Here is a 17,376-nt window from a genome sequence, read left to right as displayed (position 1 = left end):
CCAGGCCATTCCCCATGTCCCTGCCGCTCAAAGTTCGTCGTCTCGGTCGCCAGCCCTACGAGGCGACCTGGGAGGCGATGAGCCAATTCACCAACAACCGGGGGCCTGACACCCCGGACGAACTGTGGCTGCTGGAACACGATCCGGTGTTCACCCTCGGCCAGGCCGGCAAGACCGAACACGTGCTGGCACCGGGCGATATCCCGGTCATCCATGTGGATCGCGGCGGCCAGGTGACCTATCACGGCCCGGGCCAGATCGTGGCTTATCCGATGATCGACCTGCGTCGCGTCGGGGTCACCGTGCGCGAGCTGGTCAACAAGATCGAGCAGGCCATCATCGATACGATGGGCCACTGGAACATCGGCGCCGAGCGCCTCGAAGGTGCTCCGGGCGTCTACGTGGCAGGCGCCAAGGTGGCCGCGCTGGGCCTGCGCGTGCGGCGGGGCTGCAGTTTCCACGGCCTGGCCTTCAACGTGAACATGGATCTTGAGCCGTACCACCGCATCAATCCGTGCGGTTACAAGGACTTGGCGGTCACGCAAGTGCTAGAATTGGGCGGTCCGTCGCGCCTTTCGGACGTCGAGGACGCCCTGGTGGAGGAGTTCTGCCACCAGTTCGGATTCGTCGCCGAGGCGGCGCCCCCCATACTCCCTGAACTACCCGCTCGCGTAGCGGTCTGAGCTGGCCTACATGAGCGAAATCTCCACTTCCAAAGTCATCCCGATCAGCGTTGTCGGCACCACCGGTGTCGAGAAGCAATTGGGCAACGACAAGATCGGGCTCAACCGCGCCGGCTTCGACACGACCGTGCCGACGCTGCGCAAGCCGAGCTGGATCCGCGTGCGCCTGCCGCAGGGCAACGCCGTGCAGCAGCTGAAATCGCGCCTGCGCGAGAACTCGCTGGTGACAGTGTGCGAGGAAGCCTCGTGCCCGAACATCCACGAGTGCTTCAGCAAGGGCACCGCCACCTTCATGATCCTCGGCGAGGTCTGCACCCGCCGTTGCTCGTTCTGCGACGTGGCGCATGGCCGTCCGGCCGCACCCGATCCGCTGGAACCGGCGCGCCTGGCCGAGACCATCCGCGACATGCGCCTGAAGTACGTGGTGATCACCTCGGTGGATCGCGACGACCTGCGCGACGGCGGCGCCGAGCATTTCGCCGCGTGCATCCGCGCGACGCGTCATGCGGCGCCGGACATCAAGATCGAAATCCTCACGCCCGATTTCCGCGGCAAGGGCCGCATGGAGCGCGCGCTGGAAGTGCTCAAGGACTTCCCACCGGACGTGTTCAACCACAACCTTGAAACCGTGCCGCACCTGTATCGCGAAGTGCGTCCGGGCGCGGACTACCAGTGGTCGCTGGACCTGCTCAAGCGCTTCAAGGCGCAGCATCCGGAGGTACCGACCAAGTCCGGCATCATGCTGGGCCTGGGCGAGACGATGGAGCAGGTGCTGGAGACCATGCGTGATCTGCGTGCGCACGATGTGGACATGATCACCATCGGCCAGTATCTGCAGCCCACGCCGCATCACCACCCGGTGGTCCGTTACTGGACGCCGGACGAGTTCAACGAACTGCGCGAAGCCGGCGAAGCGATGGGTTTCCATCACGTCGCGTCCGGTCCGCTGGTGCGTTCGTCCTACCACGCTGACCTGCAGGCTCACGCCGCAGGTGTCACCGAGCACGCCTGAGAGCTTCCCGAGACCCTATGAAACTGCGCCCCTCGCTTGCCCTGTTGCTTGCCCTTGCCGTCACCGGCGTCGGTGTCCATGCGCAGTCCGCTGCCGATCTCGCCGGCGACAACGCGCCGCGCAAGTTCTCCACGCTGCCGCTCAAGCCCTCCGTCACGCAGGCACAGGCGGCGCAGCTTTCCGCCCGCTTCCTCACGCGCTTCCATTACGACGCCAAGCCGCTCGACGATGCGATGTCGCAGAAGATCTACAAGGCGTATGTCGACAGCCTCGACGGCGAGAAGGTGTTCTTCACCCAGGCCGACCTGGCCAAGTTCGCGCCGCTGAAAACGCAGATGGACGATGCCATCTGGAACCAGGACCTGACCGGTCCGTTCTCGATGTTCAACCTGTACATCACGCGTGCGATCGAGCGCATGACCTATGCGCGCGGCCTGCTCAAGCAGGGCTTCGACCTGAGCACCAACGAGAGCTACAACTACGACCGCAAGAAGGCCGAGTGGCCCAAGGACCAGGGCGAGCTCGACACCTTGTGGCGCGAGCGCACCATGAACGACTGGTTGCGCCTGAAGCTTGCCGGCAAGACCGATGACGATATCCGCAAGACGCTGGACAAGCGCTACGCCGGCTACATCGACCGCGTGAAGCAGCTCGATGGCGAGGACGCGTTCCAGTCCTTCATGAACTCCTATGCCGAGTCCACCGATCCGCACACCGATTACCTCGGCCCCCGTGCGGCGGAAAACTTCGACATCTCCATGAAGCTCTCGCTGGAAGGCATCGGCGCCGTGCTGCAGACGCGCGACGAGTACACCGCGATCCGCGAGATCGTGCCGGCCGGCCCGGCCGCCAAGTCGGGCAAGGTGCACGTGGGCGACCGCGTGGTCGCCGTCGGCGAAGGCACCAGCGGCCCGATGGTCGACGTGATCGGCTGGCGCGTGGATGACGTGGTCAAGCGCATCCGCGGCAAGAAGGACACCACCGTGCGCCTGGAGATTCTCCCGGCCGATGCGGGCGTGGACGGCAAGCACGAGCTGGTCAGCATGGTTCGCCAGAAGGTGAGCATCGAAGAGCAGGCCGCCAAGAAGAAGGTCATCGAGATCAAGGACGCCGGCGTCACCCGCAAGATCGGCGTGATCGACCTGCCGAGCTTCTATTCCGATTTCGGCGCGCGCCGCGAAGGCGACAAGGATTTCAAGAGCGCCACCCGCGACGTGGCCAAGCTGCTCGGCGAGCTCAAGGCCGAGGGCGTGGAAGGCGTGGTGATGGATCTGCGCAACAACGGCGGCGGTTCGCTGGCCGAAGCCAACGAGCTCACCGGTCTGTTCATCGACCAGGGCCCGGTGGTGCAGGTGCGCGATGCGCGCGGCGAAGTGCAGGTGCAGGGCGACGACGAGCCGGGCATGTCCTGGAGCGGTCCGATGGCCGTGCTGGTCAATCGTGGTTCGGCCTCGGCCTCGGAGATTTTTGCCGCGGCGATCCAGGACTACGGCCGTGGCCTGATCATCGGCCAGCCGACCTTCGGCAAGGGCACCGTGCAGAACCTGGTGGACCTGGACCGCTTCACCCGCAACAACAGCGAGAAGCCGCAGTTCGGCGAGCTGAAGATGACCATCCAGGAATTCTTCCGCATCAATGGCGGCTCCACCCAGCTGAAGGGCGTGACGCCGGACATCCAGTTCCCCAAGAACGGCGACGAGAAGGACTTCGGCGAATCGACCTACGACAACGCGCTGCCGTGGACGCAGATCGCGCCGGCCGACTACAAGCCGGTTGCCGACCTCAAGGCGTACTTGAACCAGCTGCAGACCAGGCACGACGCGCGCACCGCCAAGTCGCCGGGCTGGAAGCTGATGCTCGACGAGCTGGCGCAGTACCGCAAGATGCGCGACAAGACCACCATCTCGCTCAACTTCGCCCAGCGCGAAACCGAGCGTAAGGATCTGGACGCCATCCAGGCCGATTTCCGCGCCCGCCACAAGGCGATCGACGGCAATGCGGCTGATGATGACGACACCCTGGCGGTGGACGATGGCCTCAACGCCAACGAGCGTAGCCTCAAGAGCGAGCTGAAGCAGGAGAAGGACGCCAAGAAGGCAGCCGATCCGCAGCTCGACGAAACGGCCCACATCCTGTTCGATGCAGCCGGCCTGATCAAGGGCGATGCGAAGCTGGCGGCGGAAGTGCTGCCGTATGGTGGCAAGTACTCGAACATGAGCGCCACCACGGCTGCCGCAGCGCCGGGGAAGCCGCAGCCGCAGCAGGGGCCCGCGGCGCACTGACGGGTTTGAGATTGATGAAGAAAAGGCGGCCATGGGCCGCCTTTTCTTTTGGAGGTCTCAGTCGCCTCATGTCGGAAGCTCTTTGTAGGAGCGCACTTGTGCGCGACCGCAGAGCTGCGATGTACCGCTCCGTCAGGTGGTCGCGCACAAGTGCGCTCCTACAAGGGAGGTGTCCGGCCCAACGTTTGCGCGAGCCCATCTCTTGTAGGAGCGCACCTTGTGCGCTCCTACAAGAGAGACGAAGGCCGAAGCGTTCGCGCTGGCTACTTCGCCTTCTTCTCCGCCTGTTCCTTCTTCCACTGCTGGTAATCGGCGAAATGCGGCATCTCGCGCAGCAGCTTGCTGCGGGGATCGATGATCACCAGCGCGCCGGTAGGTGCGGCAATGCTGGCGTTGCCGCCATTCATGGGGACGGTCAGCAGCTTGTCGCCCACTTGCACATCGACGGGCATCGGAAACGGCTTGTCGTGCGGCACCTGCCAGTGCAGCGTGAGCATGTTGCCTTCCTGGCGCGTCTCCAGCTTCGGCAACGCGGCTTCGCGCAGATACACATCGAAGAACCAGTTGAGATCGCGGCCGCTCACCTGGTTCACGATCTCGATGTAGTCGTGCGTGGTGGCGTAGTGCGGCGCGAAATTGCCAGGCTTGGGATCGGGGCGTCCGTATACGAGCCGGCGAATGCTTTCGAAGAAGGCCTCGTCGCCGATCATCTGCCGCAAGGTGTGCAGCATCAGCGAGCCCTTGTTGTAGATGTCGTTGCCCGGGCCTTGCTTGGCGTTGTACACGTCCTCCTCGTACTGGCTGTGGCCCGCGACGATGGGATAGGCGTTCTTCACCAGGCTGCGTTCGTTCTGAAGCATCGAGAAATACGGCATGTCGCCATAGAGGTACTGGCCGAACAGCGGCTGCATATACGTGCCGAAACCTTCATGCAGCCACATGTCGTCCCAGTCGGCGTTGGTGAGCTGGTTGCCGAACCACTCATGCGAGAACTCGTGCTGCAGCAGCCAGTCGAAGCTGTACTCGCTGCGCGGATAGCCGTTGCCGTAGGCGTTGATGGTCTGGTGCTCCATGCCCAGATGCGGCGTTTCCACCACGCCCATCTTCTCGTCGCCAAACGGGTAGGGCCCGATCTCCCGCTCGAAGAAGTCGAGCATGCGCGGGAACTCGGCGAACAGCTGTTTGGCCTGCGCCTCGTGGCCGCGCAGATACCACATCTGCATCGGGATGGTGTTGCCGTAGCGGCTGCGGTAATCGCCCTTCAGCACGTCGAACGGTCCGATGTTGAGCGAGATGGCATAAGTGGTCGGGTGTTTCGCGCGCCAGTGATAGGTGTGCGTGGCGCCGTGCTCCTTGATGTCGACCAACACACCGTTGCCCGGCGCCGCCAGCGCTTTGGGCACGGTGACATAGGTATCCACCAGGTCGGGTTTGCCCTGCGGATGATCGATGCACGGCCAGAACAGATCGCAACCTTCGCCTTCTACCGCGGTGGCGACCCACGGCTGGCCGTCCTCGGTGTGGCTCCAGACGAAGCCGCCGTCCCACGGCGCCTTCTTGGCTACGTGCGGTTTGCCGCCATAGCGGATATCGATGACGACCTTCTCGCCCTTGGCGAGCGGCTTGGGTAGTGCCAAGCGCAGGCGCCCATCGGGATTGCTCCACTTGTCGTTGGCCAATGCCTTGTCGTTGACGGATAGCTTCGAAATGGCGAGATGCGGATCGAGATCGAGCAGCAGGGTGTCGGTTGCTTCGCGCGCCCTGAAGCTGAGGCGCGCGTCGGCATCGATGCTCTGCTGCGCGATATCCACCGTGAAGTGCAGCTCGGCGTGATCGAAGTTTACGCGCTGCTGTTCGGCGGGCATCGCGCCGCCGGTGCGTAGCGTTTGTTCGGTGAGCGGCGGCTGTTCGGATGGCTTCGCGTCTTCGGCGTGGGTGGCCGCGCAAAGCGCGAGGCAGAGAGCGAGTGTCAGAGGGCGCAGACGCGTCATGGGGAAGCCTTGTGGTGAATAGGGCGGAGGATGCCAGTCGATGGCGATGCTGTCACCGACCTGCGCCACACGAGCCGCTTCGCGCTACGCCCGCCTCTTGGCGTGACCGCTCCTCTTCGCACCACCGAACCTCCTGGCGCACCCCTACCTTTGTAGGAGCGCACTTGTGCGCGACCGCGGAGCTCCGTCGATTCCTCTGTGCAGAAAAGTGCGGCGACAACCGACCACAGGTATGACCTCAACCTCCGCGGTCGCGCACAAGTGCGCTCCTACAAGGGAGAGGCGGCCCCACAAAAAAAGGCGCCGCCATGCGCCGCCTTTTTTTGCCGATATCGGTAACGACTCAGCCCTTGTAGCGCTTCTGCAGAAACGCAAAGAACGCACGCAGACCTAGCGCCTCACCACCACGCGGCCGACCCTGCCGGTCGCCGTCGTTCCACGCATAAGTATCCAGATGCAGCCACGGCGTGGTCTCGGGAACGAAGCGTTCCAGATACAGCGCCGCAGTGATCGCGCCAGCGTGGCGCGATGCGCCGGAGTTGGCGATATCGGCCAGGTAGGACTCCAGCATCTTGCGATACGGACGCCACAGCGGCAGGCGCCACAGCGGATCATTCACGGCGCGGCCGGCGGCGATCACGCTGTCGGCGGCGTCATCGTTGTTGGCGAACAGCGCCGGCACGTCGGGGCCAAGCGCGATGCGTGCGGCGCCGGTGAGGGTTGCGTAGTCGATGATCAGATCCGGCTTCTGCTCGCCCGCATAGGTGAGCGCGTCGCACAGCACCAGGCGGCCTTCGGCGTCGGTGTTGTCCACTTCCACGGTGATGCCAGCGCGCGTGGTGATCACTTCGCCCGGACGCATCGCTGCACCCGACACCGCGTTCTCCACGGCGGGGATCAGCAGCTGCAGGCGCACCGGCAGCTTGGCCTGCATGATCAGGCCGGCAAGTGCGATCGCGTGGGCGGCGCCGCCCATGTCCTTCTTCATCCAGCGCATGCCGTCGGCGGGCTTCAGATCCAGGCCGCCGGTATCGAAGCACACGCCCTTGCCGACCACGGCGATCTTCGGGTCGCTGCTCTTGCCCCAGTTCAGTTCGATCAGTCGCGGCGAGCGATGGCTGGCGCGGCCCACGGCGTGGATGGTGGGGAAGTTGGCATCGAGCAGTTCATCGCCCACCCACTCGCGCACCTTGGCCTTGTGCGTCTTGCCCAGTTGCTTGACCGCATCGGCGAGATGTTTGGGGCCCATGTCCTCGGTCGGCGTATTGACCAGGTCGCGCACCAGGGTGGTGGCCTCGGCCAGCGGTTGCAGCGTGGCGAGGTCCGCGGCGGCGATGGCGAGCTTGGCCGGCGCGCGGCGCGCCTTGCGGTAGCGGGTGAATTCGTAGGCGCCCAGGGCCCAGCCCAGCGCGGCCTGCAGCTTGTCCTTGAGCACGCCCTCGTCGGCGAGGTGATAGGTCGCCTCCGGCAGCGTACGCGGCAGCGCGCCCAGCGCACTCAGTGCATCGCTGGCATCGACGCCGACCAGCACGCGCACCAGCTTGCCGCTCTCATCCGCAATCAGCGCGAACGTGCCGGGCGCCGCTTCGAAGGCGGAGTCCGCTACCCAACGACGCTGCGCGGCACTGAGGCGGCGTTTGGTGGCGGCTAGGTGCTGGATGTCGGTGGTCTCGATGGCGATGCTCTGGCGCTCGCCGGCTTTGCGTTCGATCAGGACGGACATGGAATTCCTTGCGCGGCGGCTGTGCGGGCGCGGTGGGCTTTTGGTGATGGTTAATGATGCGCGCTTTTGGGGGCGGGGGCGAGACGGTATTTGGGTGGGAGCCTGGCTTCCCCGCCTGGCGCCAACCTCTGTGGGAGCGCACCCTGTGCGCGACTGCCACGCTGGAGTGTGACGCTCCGTAGGCTTGTCGCGCACAGGGTGCGCTCCCACAGAGAAGGCGGTCGCGCGGCATGGGCTGCCACACCCTTGTAGGAGCGCACTTGTGCGCGACCGTCACGCTGGGGTGTACCGCTCCGTTGGCTGGTCGCGCACAAGTGCGCTCCTACAAGGGTGCGCTACGGGAAGAGCCGCGACGCCTCGCTACTGACCCTGCGCTTCCAGCCAATCCACCAGCGCGCTCATATCGCGCAGGTCGAGGTCAGGTGCGGTGCCGAGGAGGCCGGGCCAGGGATGGCCGTGGCGGTTGATCCACGCGGTGCGCAGGCCCGCATCGCGGGCGCCGACGACGTCCAGTTCCGGATCATCGCCAACGTGGAGGATTTCTTCAGGCCGCAGCCCGAGGTGCTCGGCGGCAGCCACAAAAATACGTGCATCGGGTTTGGCGATGCCGGTGTCGCGGGCGCAGATGTGATGCGCGAAGTGTTCGCGGATGCCGATGCGATCGAGGTCGGCGTTGCCGTTGGTGAGGCTGACCACCGGCCAGCGTCCAGCGAGGCGCTGGAGGGCGGGCAGGCTGTCGGGATAGAGCTCGACGCTGTTGCGCGCGGAGAAATAAACCTCCCACAGCGTCTCCAGCGGTGCCTCGTCGATGCCGCAGGCGGTGAAGGCCCGTTGCATGGTGATGTGGCGCTGCGCGGTGAAGTCGTGGGCCAGATCGGTGCGCTCGGCGGCGACCTCGGCACGCAGCGCACGCATGGCCGGGATGGGCCATGCGCGCGCGACGTCGGGATAGTGCTGGCGCAGGTACGCATCCAGATCGCGGTCCGCACGCTCCAGGGCCGGCAGTACCGGCCACAAGGTGTCGTCCAGGTCGAGCGTCAGGGCGCGGATGCGCACGTGCGGTGCGATCAGTTGCCGCTGACCTTCAGCACCTGGTCGATCTTCACGTTGTCGCTGGACAGGTCGTTCCACTTCTTGAGATCGGCCACCGACACCGAGTACTTCTTGGCGATCACACCCAGCGTGTCGCCCTTGGAGACGGTGTAGGTCTGGCCGGTAGCGCCACCCTTTTCAGCCGTCGGCGAGGTTACGGCAGCGGCCGTCGGTGCGGTCGGCGCGGTCACCGGCGTTGCCGTCGGGATCGGATCGGCGACCACGTCCATCTTGATGCCGTTCTCGGCGAGCAGCTTCTCGCGGCGGGTCTTGTCGTTCTGGGCCAGCTGCGGTGCATCGGTGTACGGCACCAGCTGGTGGGCGCGCGCCAGCGAACGCACTTCGTCGGTGTGCAGGAATTCCATGAAGGCAGTGATCTGCGCGGCCTTCGGGCTTTCCTTGTTGGTGACCAGATACAGCGGGGTGTACAGCACGTAGCTGCCATCGGTGACAGTCGACAGGCTAGGACGCACGCCGTCCACGCTGACCATCTTCACCTTGCTGTTGCTGGCCACCCCCGACAGGGTGGTCACGCCCAGTGCATTCGGGTCGAGCGTCACGGCTTCTTCCAGCTTGGCCGTGTTGACGTACAGACGCGGTGCGGCCACCGGCTGGTTGCCGCGACCGAAGATCAGGCGACGCAGGCTGTATTCCACGCCGTCACCCGGGCTGGCCACGGCATACAGGTTGATCGGCGCGTCCTTGCCGCCGACGTCCTTCCAGTTGGTGATCTTGCCGAAGTAGATGTCGTGCAGCTGCTTGACGGTGAGGTTGCCCGTGCCGTTCGACGGATGGGTGATCATCACCAGCGCGTCAAACGCGACCGGCGTGAACACCAGGTCGGTCTCGGTGCCGCCGGCGCTGTTGCGCGCGCTGCCGGCGATGTCGGCCAGGCCGTGTGCCACGGCGTCCAGGCCCGAGGCGGTGTTGAACGGCTGGATTTCGATACGGCCCTTGCCGCTCTTTTCCCAGGCCTTGCTCACGTCTTCCACCACGCCACGGGCGGTGGCGTAGTCGCCGCGCCACACGAGTGCCGGTGCGGTCGGGGTGGTCGGCTTCTTGGTGGTCTTGGTGGTCTTGGCGGCCGCGAGGGCGCCGGTGGTTGCGAATGCGGTAAGCATCGCAACGATGAGCAGGCGGGAAATGCGTGATGACATGGCGGTGGGGAACCTCGAATGATGATGATGGTTCGCAGGCCGCCTTAGCTGGGCGTGCGTGCAAGAAAGGTGTAACTCGGCTATTTCAGCCAGCCTGCACGCAAACCGCAAGCGAATTCCTGCCCTTGCATCGTGGAAAAACGCGACGACGGACACGCATCGCCAGTCGCGTTTATCCCCCGTTCCCGCATGTCACGACAAAGCGGCCTGTCGCAGCTCCATTGCGACATGAGCCGCCTTGTCGCGGCGGGGAGTGACATCAACGGATATCTACGTAGCGCACGCCATCATCGCCCGACACCACCAATACCAGCTGCCGCGGATTCACGCCTGCCAGCTGCTGCAGGGTGCGCAGGTCGGGAATACGCAGGTTGCCGATGCCGATCACCACGTCGTTCGCCTGCAGGCCCGCTTGCGCCGCGCGGCTGCCTGCACGCACGGTGCTCACGCTCACACCGCCCAGGCCTTGCGAGCGCAGGTTCTGCGGGAGCTCGCTGAAGGTCACGCCGGTCAGTCGTGCATCGAGCTTGGCCCCATCCACCGTGGCGAGTTTCTCCGGCACCAGCTTGGCGCTGACGTTGCGCACCGCGCCATTGCGTTGCACCGCAAGCGTCACCGTGCTGCCCAGCGGCAGCAGGCCTTCGGCGTTGCGCAGATCCTGCGCGTTGCGCAGCGGCTTGCCATCGAGCGCGGTGATCACATCACCCACCTGGATATCCGCACTCTCCGCCGCCGAGCCGGAGTTGACGCGCGTAACCACCGCGCCGTTGCTGTCCTTGAGCCCCAGCACCTTGGCGATGCGCGGCGTGATGTCCTGCGTTTCCACGCCCAGGTTGCCGCGGTTGACCTTGCCGTGGACAATCAGCTGCTTCATCACCTCCGTGCTGAGATTGGTGGGGATGGCAAAGCCAATGCCCACGTTGCCGCCCGACGGCGAGAAGATCATGGTGTTGATGCCGACCAGCTCGCCGCGCAGGTTCACCAGCGCGCCACCGGAGTTGCCGGGGTTGATCGAGGCATCGGTCTGGATGAAGTTCTGATAGCCCGTGCCGCCCAGGCCCGAGCGGCCCAGCGCCGACACGATGCCCGAGGTCACCGTCTGCCCGAGGCCAAATGGATCGCCGACGGCCACGACAAAGTCGCCCACGCGCAGCTGCGCGGAATCGGCCATCGGCAGTGCCTGCAGATTCGTACCCTGGATCTGCACCACCGCCACGTCGGTGTCCGGATCGGTGCCGACCAGCTTGCCCTTGAAGTCGCGGCCATCCTGCAGCGTCACCGTGATGTCGTCGGCGCCGCCCACCACATGGTTGTTGGTGAGGATGTAGCCCTTGGCCGCATCCACGATCACGCCCGAACCCAGGCTCTGTTCCACCCGCGAACGCGGCGAACCCTGCAGGCCGAAGAACTGCCGGAACAGCGGATCGTCGAAGTACGGATCGCGCACCTGCACCCGCGTCTTGGTGGAAATGTTCACCACCGCCGGCGTCACCTTCTCCAGCATCGGCGCCAGCGAAGGCAGTGGTTGTCCATCGATCGACACGGGTAGCGCGGCGTGACTGGCGAAGGGTGTCGCGGCAATCAACACCAAAACCGCGGCGGCCAGTCGGCGGACGAAACGAAGAAACATGGGGACTCCTTGTGCGTGGGTCGAATCGTTGGTCATTCGACTCGGCGCGGCGTCGGCGGTTCCACCGTTTGGTATTGACGAATTTACTTTACAAGGCGAAAGGGCAGCGGTAACTTTCCCTCGTTCGCGACCACAACATCTTGTGTGACTAGGCCGGGCCTAAACCCAAGAGCTGGTGTCACAGGGCACTCTCAGGGGGGAGTAGCCGAAGGGTCGGGCAGGGAACGCAAGGATCGGGCTCTACGCGCGGCTTTTGCTTTTCAGGCGCGACCCGATACGAGCGGCTTAGCCGAACAGAACAACACCAACACGGGGCCGTGAGGCCAAACCGAGAGGTCAGGAAGCCGATGAGCACCGCGCGTGCACCAGCCGTAACCCGCGATACCGTCATTCCGCTGCAGCCTGCGTCCTACGATATCTGGGACAAGAAGTACCGCCTGAAGGCGAAGTCCGGCGCGCCGGTCGATGGCAGCGTGGACGAAACCTACCAGCGCGTCGCCCGCGCCCTGTCCGATGTGGAAGCCACGCCGGAGCTGCGCGACCACTGGTTCGAACGCTTCCTGTGGGCGCTGCGCCGTGGCGCGATCCCCGCCGGCCGCATCACCTCCAACGCTGGCGCGCTGGAACACAAGCCCGCCACGTCCACCATCAACTGCACCGTGTCCGGCACCATCCGCGACTCCATGGACGACATCCTGGAGAAGGTGCACGAGGCCGGTCTCACGCTGAAGGCCGGTTGCGGCATCGGCTACGAGTTTTCCACGCTGCGTCCGCGCGGCGCGTATGTGTCCGGCGCCGGTGCGTACACCTCCGGCCCGCTGTCCTTCATGGATATCTACGACAAGATGTGCTTCACCGTGTCCTCGGCCGGTGGCCGTCGTGGCGCGCAGATGGGCACGTTCGACGTCAGCCATCCGGACGTGAAGGAATTCATCCGCGCCAAGCGCGAAGACGGCCGCCTGCGCCAGTTCAACCTCTCGCTGCTGATCACCGACGGCTTCATGCAGGCGGTGGAGCACGATCACGACTGGCCGCTCGTCTTCCCGGTGCACGTCAAGGAAAAGGACGAAGTCGACCTCACCGACGCCGAGAAAATCGTCTGGCGCGAGTGGCCCACCCACGAAAACTACGTGGGCCGCGACGACGGCCTGGTGGCCTGCAAAGTGTACGGGCACATTCGTGCGCGCCACCTGTGGGACATGATCATGGTGTCCACCTATGACTTTGCCGAGCCGGGTTTCATCCTGATCGACAAGGTCAACGAGATGAACAACAACTGGTGGTGCGAGCACATCCGCGCCACCAACCCGTGTGGCGAGCAGCCGCTGCCGCCGTACGGCTCGTGCCTGCTGGGCTCGGTAAACCTGACGACCTTTGTGCGCGACCCCTTCGGCCCCAAGGCCCGCTTCGACTGGGACGAATACCGCGAAGTGGTGAAGATCTTCACCCGCATGCTCGACAACGTGGTGGAGATCAACGGCCTGCCGCTGGAACAGCAGCGCCACGAGATCCTCTCCAAGCGTCGCCACGGCATGGGCTTCTTAGGGTTGGGCACCACGCTCACCATGCTCAAGATGCGCTACGGCACCGCCGAGTCGGTGGCCTTCACCGAAGAAGTCTCCCGCGAGATGGCCGTCGCCGGCTGGGAAGTGGCACTGGACCTGGCCAAGGAAAAGGGCCCCGCGCCCGTGCTCACCCGTGACTACACCGTCACCGGCGAGATGCTGCGCAAGCGTCCGGAAATGGCCACCGACGGCTACAAGGTCGGCGACACCATCCCCGGCCGCGTGCTGCACGCCAAGTACAGCCGCTACATGCAGCGTATCGCCAGCGTGGCGCCCAACCTGGTGGCCGAGCTCGCCGAAACCGGCGCGCGCTTCACCCACCACAGCTCGATCGCGCCCACGGGCACCATCTCGCTGTCGCTGGCCAACAACGCCAGCAACGGCATCGAGCCGAGCTTTGCGCACCACTACTCGCGCAACGTGATCCGCGAAGGCCGCAAGACCAAAGAGAAGGTCGAGGTTTTCAGCTACGAGCTGCTGGCCTACCGCGCGCTGATCAATGCCGATGCCTTGCCCTACTCGGACGACGCCAAGTCCAAGCTGCCCGAGTACTTCGTTTCGGCCGACGACATCTCGCCCAAGGAGCATGTCGACATCCAGGCGGCGGCGCAGCTGTGGGTGGACTCGTCCATCTCCAAGACGGCGAACGTCCCCACCGACTACCCGTACGAAGATTTCAAAGATATCTATTTTTACGCGTATAAGCAGGGTTTGAAGGGATGCACCACGTTCCGTTTCAACCCCGCGGCGTTCCAGGGTGTGCTGGTTAAAGAAGCCGACCTTGAGAGCACCCTCTACCGCTTCGAATTGGAGGACGGTAGTGTTGTCGAACTGAAAGGCAACGAAGAAGTGGAATACGACGGCGAAATGCATACCGCCGCCAATTTGTTCGATGCCTTGAAGGAAGGGTATTACGGAAAGTTCTAAACTATCCGCGATACCTGATCTCGGGTGTCAGCCCACTGCCAAGAGCAATACCGTAGTGTCCTTGCGGCAAGGCTCAACATAAAGTCCAGAATCCACGTCGGAGGGGATAACACGCATGTCCATCGATACCGAGTTTGATGTGAAAGAAGTAACCGCCCAGGTCGTAGACGCGCCGGTCGAGGTTCCCGTGGTCGAAGTGACCGCGGCAGCCAAGCCCAAGAAGGCTCGCGCCAAGAAGAAGGTGGCCGCGGCCAAGAAGGCTGCTCCGGCCAAGAAGGCTGCTGCAAAGAAGGCTGTGAAGAAGGCCGCCGGCAAGAAGACCGCCAAGAAGGCAGTCAAGAAGGCCGTGAAGAAGGCAGCTGCCAAGAAGACCGTGAAGAAGGCCGTCAAGAAGGCCGCCGTCAAGAAGGTCGCCAAGAAGGCCGTCAAGAAGGCAGCTGCCAAGAAGGTCGCCAAGAAGGCGGTCAAGAAGGCAGCCGCCAAGAAGGTCGCCAAGAAGGCCGTGAAGAAGGCAGTGCGCAAGTCCGCTGCCAAGAAGGCCGTCAAGAAGGTCATCAAAAAGACGGCCAAGAAGGCCGCCGTTAAGAAGGCGGTCCGCAAGGTCGCCGGTAAGAAGGCCGCCAAGGCGGTCAAGAGGTCCACTGCCAGCAAGAAGGCGAGCGTGAAGAAGGCCGTCCGCAAGGTCGCCAAGAAAGCCGCACGCCGTAAGTAAGCCGTAACGCGACCCGGCCCGGCGCTGAACACGCCGGGCCGGATCGTTCTTAAAAGTTCGTCATTCCGGCGCAGGCCGGAATCCAGTAGCGACACCGCCCAAACGCGCGACCACCTCAAGACGCCGGTTCTTAGCCAAACAAACCGCCGCGCCGCCAACCCGTCGGAAGAACACACCATGGCGATCAAGATCGAAAAGAAGATCAAGGGCTACAACGTCGTAAAGCCCGAGGACAAGGCCGCGTCCGCCGCTGCGCCCGCCGTTGCACCGGCAGCTTCCAAGGAAGCGCCCAAGGCGGAAATCATCCAGATGCACGAGAGCCTGGAGCGTCCCGAGACGCTGGTCGGCTCCACCTACAAGATCAAGTCACCGCTGTTCGAGCACGCGTTGTACGTCACCATCAACGACATCGTGCTCAACGTCGGCACCCCCTACGAACAGCGCCGCCCCTTCGAGATCTTCATCAACTCGAAGAACATGGACCACTTCCAGTGGATCGTGGCGCTCACCCGCATCCTCTCCGCCGTGTTCCGCAAAGGCGGCGACGTCACCTTCCTGGTCGAAGAGATGAAGGCCGTCTTCGACCCCCGCGGCGGCTACTTCAAAGCCGGCGGCGTCTACATGCCCTCCATCGTCGCCGAGATCGGCGCGGTCATCGAGCAACACATGAAGATGATCGGCCTGATCCACGACCCGGAAATGGACGAGTCCACCCGCAAGCTGGTCGCCGAGAAGCGCGCTGCCTATGAGGCGGTGACGAGCGGCAAGAAGGCTGCTGCCACCACCACGGAAACCGCTGCCACCGAATCCCCCACCGGCTTCCCGCCGGGCGCCACCCTTTGCGCCAAGTGCAATACGCAGGCGCTGGTGCTGATGGATGGGTGTCAGACTTGTTTGAATTGTGGGTATAGCAAGTGCGGGTGAGAAGCGTCTGACTCGAAATCAGGCGTACTTGCAAGCGTGCCGCGGGTTCGAATCCCGCCCTCTCAGCCAAGGAAATAGGGCTTGCATCGCTGCAAGCCCTTTTTCTTTACCCGGTTTGCGGGGTGTACGCGAAAATATTGATCCCTTTTGCATCTGTGCATTCGTAAAGATGCACGCGCTCCGGACGCCTAGTCATCATCCACTTCCAATCCCACCCCATTGCCGAATAGCTCTTTGCTGTGTTTGTCGACGTAAGCGATCCCGGGCTTGGTGAGCTTGGCGCTGCTGCGCTCAGTACTGATGGTGGCCAGCGCATCCCCCGCGCGTACTGTCGCGCCTTCGGTAGCATGTACCGTTGCGAGGTTACCGAGGACTCGCGCCGAGACGGTGAGGAGGCCCGCCTGGGGCGTCAGGTTGCCAACAACGCGCTCGCGCCGCGTGTAGTGTCCCACTCCAAGCCACACGCACAGACTGGCGGCAAAGCACACCCCAAGAGCGGCCCATACGCGGTGTGATAGTGGCGTGGCGAGACGAATAGCGCCGACGGTCGCGGGTGCCCGCGCCTGCAAAACCTCTCGCCGAAACAACGCGTGCTCAGCCAAATGTGGATCCATCCGTAGAAAGGTCTTGCCTTCGACGCTAAATCTATTCCGCGGGTACGATCAATGAGACCTATCTCAAAGTTGCCGCGATATCTCGCTTAAGGACGCTCCGCATAGTTGGCTTAGAATTTATTTCGGCAGCCAGGGCTTGGCTATCGGACGAGTCCTAACAAGGATCAAAACGGAGTCAGGTTCACTTCGCGCCGCTTTGGGAGTAAGCGTGACTCCATTTCCACTACTGTGACTGCGATGGAGACGACCTGCGAATGAGTTCATCAATCCTTCTTGCCGTGGCACTTGCAGCAGGATTCCCTGATGCGAGTTCGTCGCCTTCATTTCCAGCGACACCGCAGCTGACCTGCGAAATAGGCACCCGGAACTGGTGCTTCATCAGGATCGGCGCTGTCATCAGCATGAAGGACGCCGGTGCTGATCGGATTTGGACGGTGGAACAGAAAGGCGAGATGGCAGATGGGCCTCTAGTGATTGTCGAGAACAAATTGTGTTCCGAGAAATCAACCGCCAGCTTGAGGCTGCTGGGAAGCTCCACGCAAACCTATGATGGCCGTCCTTACGTATCGACAAGGTACCAGGTGACGTCTCAAGGCTGCGTGCTGGAGTTTCGCTGGCCTCAACAGTCGAAGCATCAAGGGGTCTATCGCGAGGTCATGCGATACGGGGTCTTTGTGGGCGATATGGAGGTAAACCCCGAGCGTTTGACTCAGTTGTATAAGGTTGAAGCCGTTGAGTGAGGGTGTCCGTCAAACTCGGGTCAGCTCAGGCTCACTACTCTCGCGTACAGAAATGACCCTGACTCTGAAGATCGACTTTGCCGCGGTTATCAACCTACTCACGAAGGGACCAATCGCTACATCTCAATCGGTGTTATGCGAATGGTTGGTTTAAATCCCCAGTGGTATCCCGTACGACTCCGGCGCTAGCCGTTGAGCCGCAGGCCGGAATATTTCGCTAGTGGTCTTTCCAGCATTGATCACACTGGAGATGGCAATGAAGATGCGCGCAAATTTCGTGCTCGTGTTTGTCGGTGTCCTCCTTTTCGCGAGTGGCCATGCGGG

14 protein-coding genes are annotated in these 17,376 nt (G+C 63.5%); 7 read left to right on the top strand and 7 right to left on the bottom strand.

Features of this window, described 5'->3' with window-relative positions; all coding sequences use genetic code 11:
* Positions 1-14 precede the first annotated feature (14 nt).
* Genes lipB through AB4Y82_RS18635 form a run of 3 tightly spaced genes read left to right on the top strand, consistent with a single transcriptional unit; the run spans position 15 to position 3,977 of the window.
* On the top strand, positions 15-683 hold the full coding sequence (gene lipB, locus AB4Y82_RS18645; protein WP_441605047.1) for a lipoyl(octanoyl) transferase LipB: 669 nt from the start codon (positions 15-17) through the stop codon (positions 681-683).
* Positions 684-693: 10 nt separating this feature from the next.
* On the top strand, positions 694-1,695 hold the full coding sequence (gene lipA, locus AB4Y82_RS18640; RefSeq protein ID WP_441605046.1) for a lipoyl synthase: 1,002 nt from the start codon (positions 694-696) through the stop codon (positions 1,693-1,695).
* 17 nt (positions 1,696-1,712) lie between these two features.
* Complete coding sequence (locus AB4Y82_RS18635; protein WP_441605045.1) at positions 1,713-3,977, top strand: carboxy terminal-processing peptidase; 2,265 nt, start codon at positions 1,713-1,715, stop codon at positions 3,975-3,977.
* Between the two features lie 263 nt (positions 3,978-4,240).
* On the opposite strand, the gene AB4Y82_RS18630 is transcribed toward AB4Y82_RS18635, so the two are convergent.
* The 5 genes from AB4Y82_RS18630 to AB4Y82_RS18610 form a co-directional block, all read right to left on the bottom strand.
* Positions 4,241-5,968 (bottom strand): M1 family metallopeptidase, encoded by a 1,728-nt coding sequence (locus AB4Y82_RS18630; RefSeq protein WP_441605044.1) that lies wholly within the window; start codon positions 5,966-5,968, stop codon positions 4,241-4,243.
* A 343-nt stretch (positions 5,969-6,311) separates the two neighbouring features.
* Positions 6,312-7,691 carry a leucyl aminopeptidase family protein gene (locus tag AB4Y82_RS18625; protein ID WP_441605043.1) on the bottom strand — a complete coding sequence of 460 codons (1,380 nt, stop codon included), beginning with the start codon at positions 7,689-7,691 and terminating at the stop codon, positions 6,312-6,314.
* A gap of 360 nt (positions 7,692-8,051) precedes the next feature.
* Positions 8,052-8,747 carry an HAD family hydrolase gene (locus AB4Y82_RS18620; RefSeq protein WP_441605042.1) on the bottom strand — a complete coding sequence of 232 codons (696 nt, stop codon included), beginning with the start codon at positions 8,745-8,747 and terminating at the stop codon, positions 8,052-8,054.
* A gap of 11 nt (positions 8,748-8,758) precedes the next feature.
* Positions 8,759-9,940, bottom strand: coding sequence for a substrate-binding domain-containing protein (locus tag AB4Y82_RS18615; protein WP_441605041.1), 1,182 nt, complete (start codon positions 9,938-9,940; stop codon positions 8,759-8,761).
* Between the two features lie 259 nt (positions 9,941-10,199).
* A complete protein-coding gene (locus AB4Y82_RS18610) occupies positions 10,200-11,570 on the bottom strand; it encodes a Do family serine endopeptidase (RefSeq protein ID WP_441605040.1) in 1,371 nt (456 codons plus the stop codon).
* Between the two features lie 347 nt (positions 11,571-11,917).
* Between AB4Y82_RS18610 and AB4Y82_RS18605 the strand changes: the two genes are divergently transcribed.
* The 3 genes from AB4Y82_RS18605 to AB4Y82_RS18595 all read left to right on the top strand — a co-directional run bounded on the left by AB4Y82_RS18605 (position 11,918) and on the right by AB4Y82_RS18595 (position 15,698).
* Positions 11,918-14,062, top strand: a complete 2,145-nt coding sequence (locus AB4Y82_RS18605; protein WP_441605039.1) for an adenosylcobalamin-dependent ribonucleoside-diphosphate reductase — start codon at positions 11,918-11,920, stop codon at positions 14,060-14,062.
* Positions 14,063-14,177: 115 nt separating this feature from the next.
* The gene (locus AB4Y82_RS18600; protein WP_441605038.1) at positions 14,178-14,774 is read left to right on the top strand and encodes a histidine biosynthesis protein HisIE; all 597 of its coding nucleotides are present in this window, start codon (positions 14,178-14,180) and stop codon (positions 14,772-14,774) included.
* Positions 14,775-14,951: 177 nt separating this feature from the next.
* Positions 14,952-15,698: a TSCPD domain-containing protein gene (locus tag AB4Y82_RS18595; RefSeq protein WP_441605037.1), complete on the top strand. Its 747-nt coding sequence runs from the start codon at positions 14,952-14,954 to the stop codon at positions 15,696-15,698.
* Between the two features lie 188 nt (positions 15,699-15,886).
* Here AB4Y82_RS18595 and AB4Y82_RS18590 read toward each other — a convergent pair whose 3' ends face one another.
* Positions 15,887-16,300 carry a biotin/lipoyl-binding protein gene (locus tag AB4Y82_RS18590; RefSeq protein WP_441611551.1) on the bottom strand — a complete coding sequence of 138 codons (414 nt, stop codon included), beginning with the start codon at positions 16,298-16,300 and terminating at the stop codon, positions 15,887-15,889.
* A 266-nt stretch (positions 16,301-16,566) separates the two neighbouring features.
* Between AB4Y82_RS18590 and AB4Y82_RS18585 the strand changes: the two genes are divergently transcribed.
* Positions 16,567-17,052 (top strand): hypothetical protein, encoded by a 486-nt coding sequence (locus tag AB4Y82_RS18585; RefSeq protein WP_441605030.1) that lies wholly within the window; start codon positions 16,567-16,569, stop codon positions 17,050-17,052.
* Positions 17,053-17,269: 217 nt separating this feature from the next.
* On the opposite strand, the gene AB4Y82_RS18580 is transcribed toward AB4Y82_RS18585, so the two are convergent.
* Positions 17,270-17,371, bottom strand: a complete 102-nt coding sequence (locus tag AB4Y82_RS18580; protein ID WP_441605029.1) for a hypothetical protein — start codon at positions 17,369-17,371, stop codon at positions 17,270-17,272.
* Positions 17,372-17,376 lie beyond the last annotated feature (5 nt).

Origin of the sequence: Dyella sp. 2YAF14, from assembly GCF_052114725.1 — a bacterium.
In the GTDB taxonomy this organism is placed as follows: domain Bacteria; phylum Pseudomonadota; class Gammaproteobacteria; order Xanthomonadales; family Rhodanobacteraceae; genus Dyella.
Note: the sequence above shows the minus strand (reverse complement) of the source record. Positions and strands in the feature narration are given on the sequence as shown.

Bases quoted from the DNA above. Each gene is read 5' to 3' on its own strand.
- AB4Y82_RS18600 (WP_441605038.1), top strand. From the start codon at position 14,178: ATGTCCATCGATACCGAGTTTGATGTGAAAGAAGTAACCGCCCAGGTC.
- AB4Y82_RS18605 (WP_441605039.1), top strand. From the start codon at position 11,918: ATGAGCACCGCGCGTGCACCAGCCGTAACCCGCGATACCGTCATTCCG.
- AB4Y82_RS18630 (WP_441605044.1), bottom strand. From the start codon at position 5,968: ATGACGCGTCTGCGCCCTCTGACACTCGCTCTCTGCCTCGCGCTTTGC.
- AB4Y82_RS18585 (WP_441605030.1), top strand. From the start codon at position 16,567: ATGAGTTCATCAATCCTTCTTGCCGTGGCACTTGCAGCAGGATTCCCT.
- AB4Y82_RS18610 (WP_441605040.1), bottom strand. From the start codon at position 11,570: ATGTTTCTTCGTTTCGTCCGCCGACTGGCCGCCGCGGTTTTGGTGTTG.
- lipA (WP_441605046.1), top strand. From the start codon at position 694: ATGAGCGAAATCTCCACTTCCAAAGTCATCCCGATCAGCGTTGTCGGC.
- lipB (WP_441605047.1), top strand. From the start codon at position 15: ATGTCCCTGCCGCTCAAAGTTCGTCGTCTCGGTCGCCAGCCCTACGAG.
- AB4Y82_RS18615 (WP_441605041.1), bottom strand. From the start codon at position 9,940: ATGTCATCACGCATTTCCCGCCTGCTCATCGTTGCGATGCTTACCGCA.
- AB4Y82_RS18595 (WP_441605037.1), top strand. From the start codon at position 14,952: ATGGCGATCAAGATCGAAAAGAAGATCAAGGGCTACAACGTCGTAAAG.
- AB4Y82_RS18635 (WP_441605045.1), top strand. From the start codon at position 1,713: ATGAAACTGCGCCCCTCGCTTGCCCTGTTGCTTGCCCTTGCCGTCACC.
- AB4Y82_RS18580 (WP_441605029.1), bottom strand. From the start codon at position 17,371: ATGGCCACTCGCGAAAAGGAGGACACCGACAAACACGAGCACGAAATT.
- AB4Y82_RS18625 (WP_441605043.1), bottom strand. From the start codon at position 7,691: ATGTCCGTCCTGATCGAACGCAAAGCCGGCGAGCGCCAGAGCATCGCC.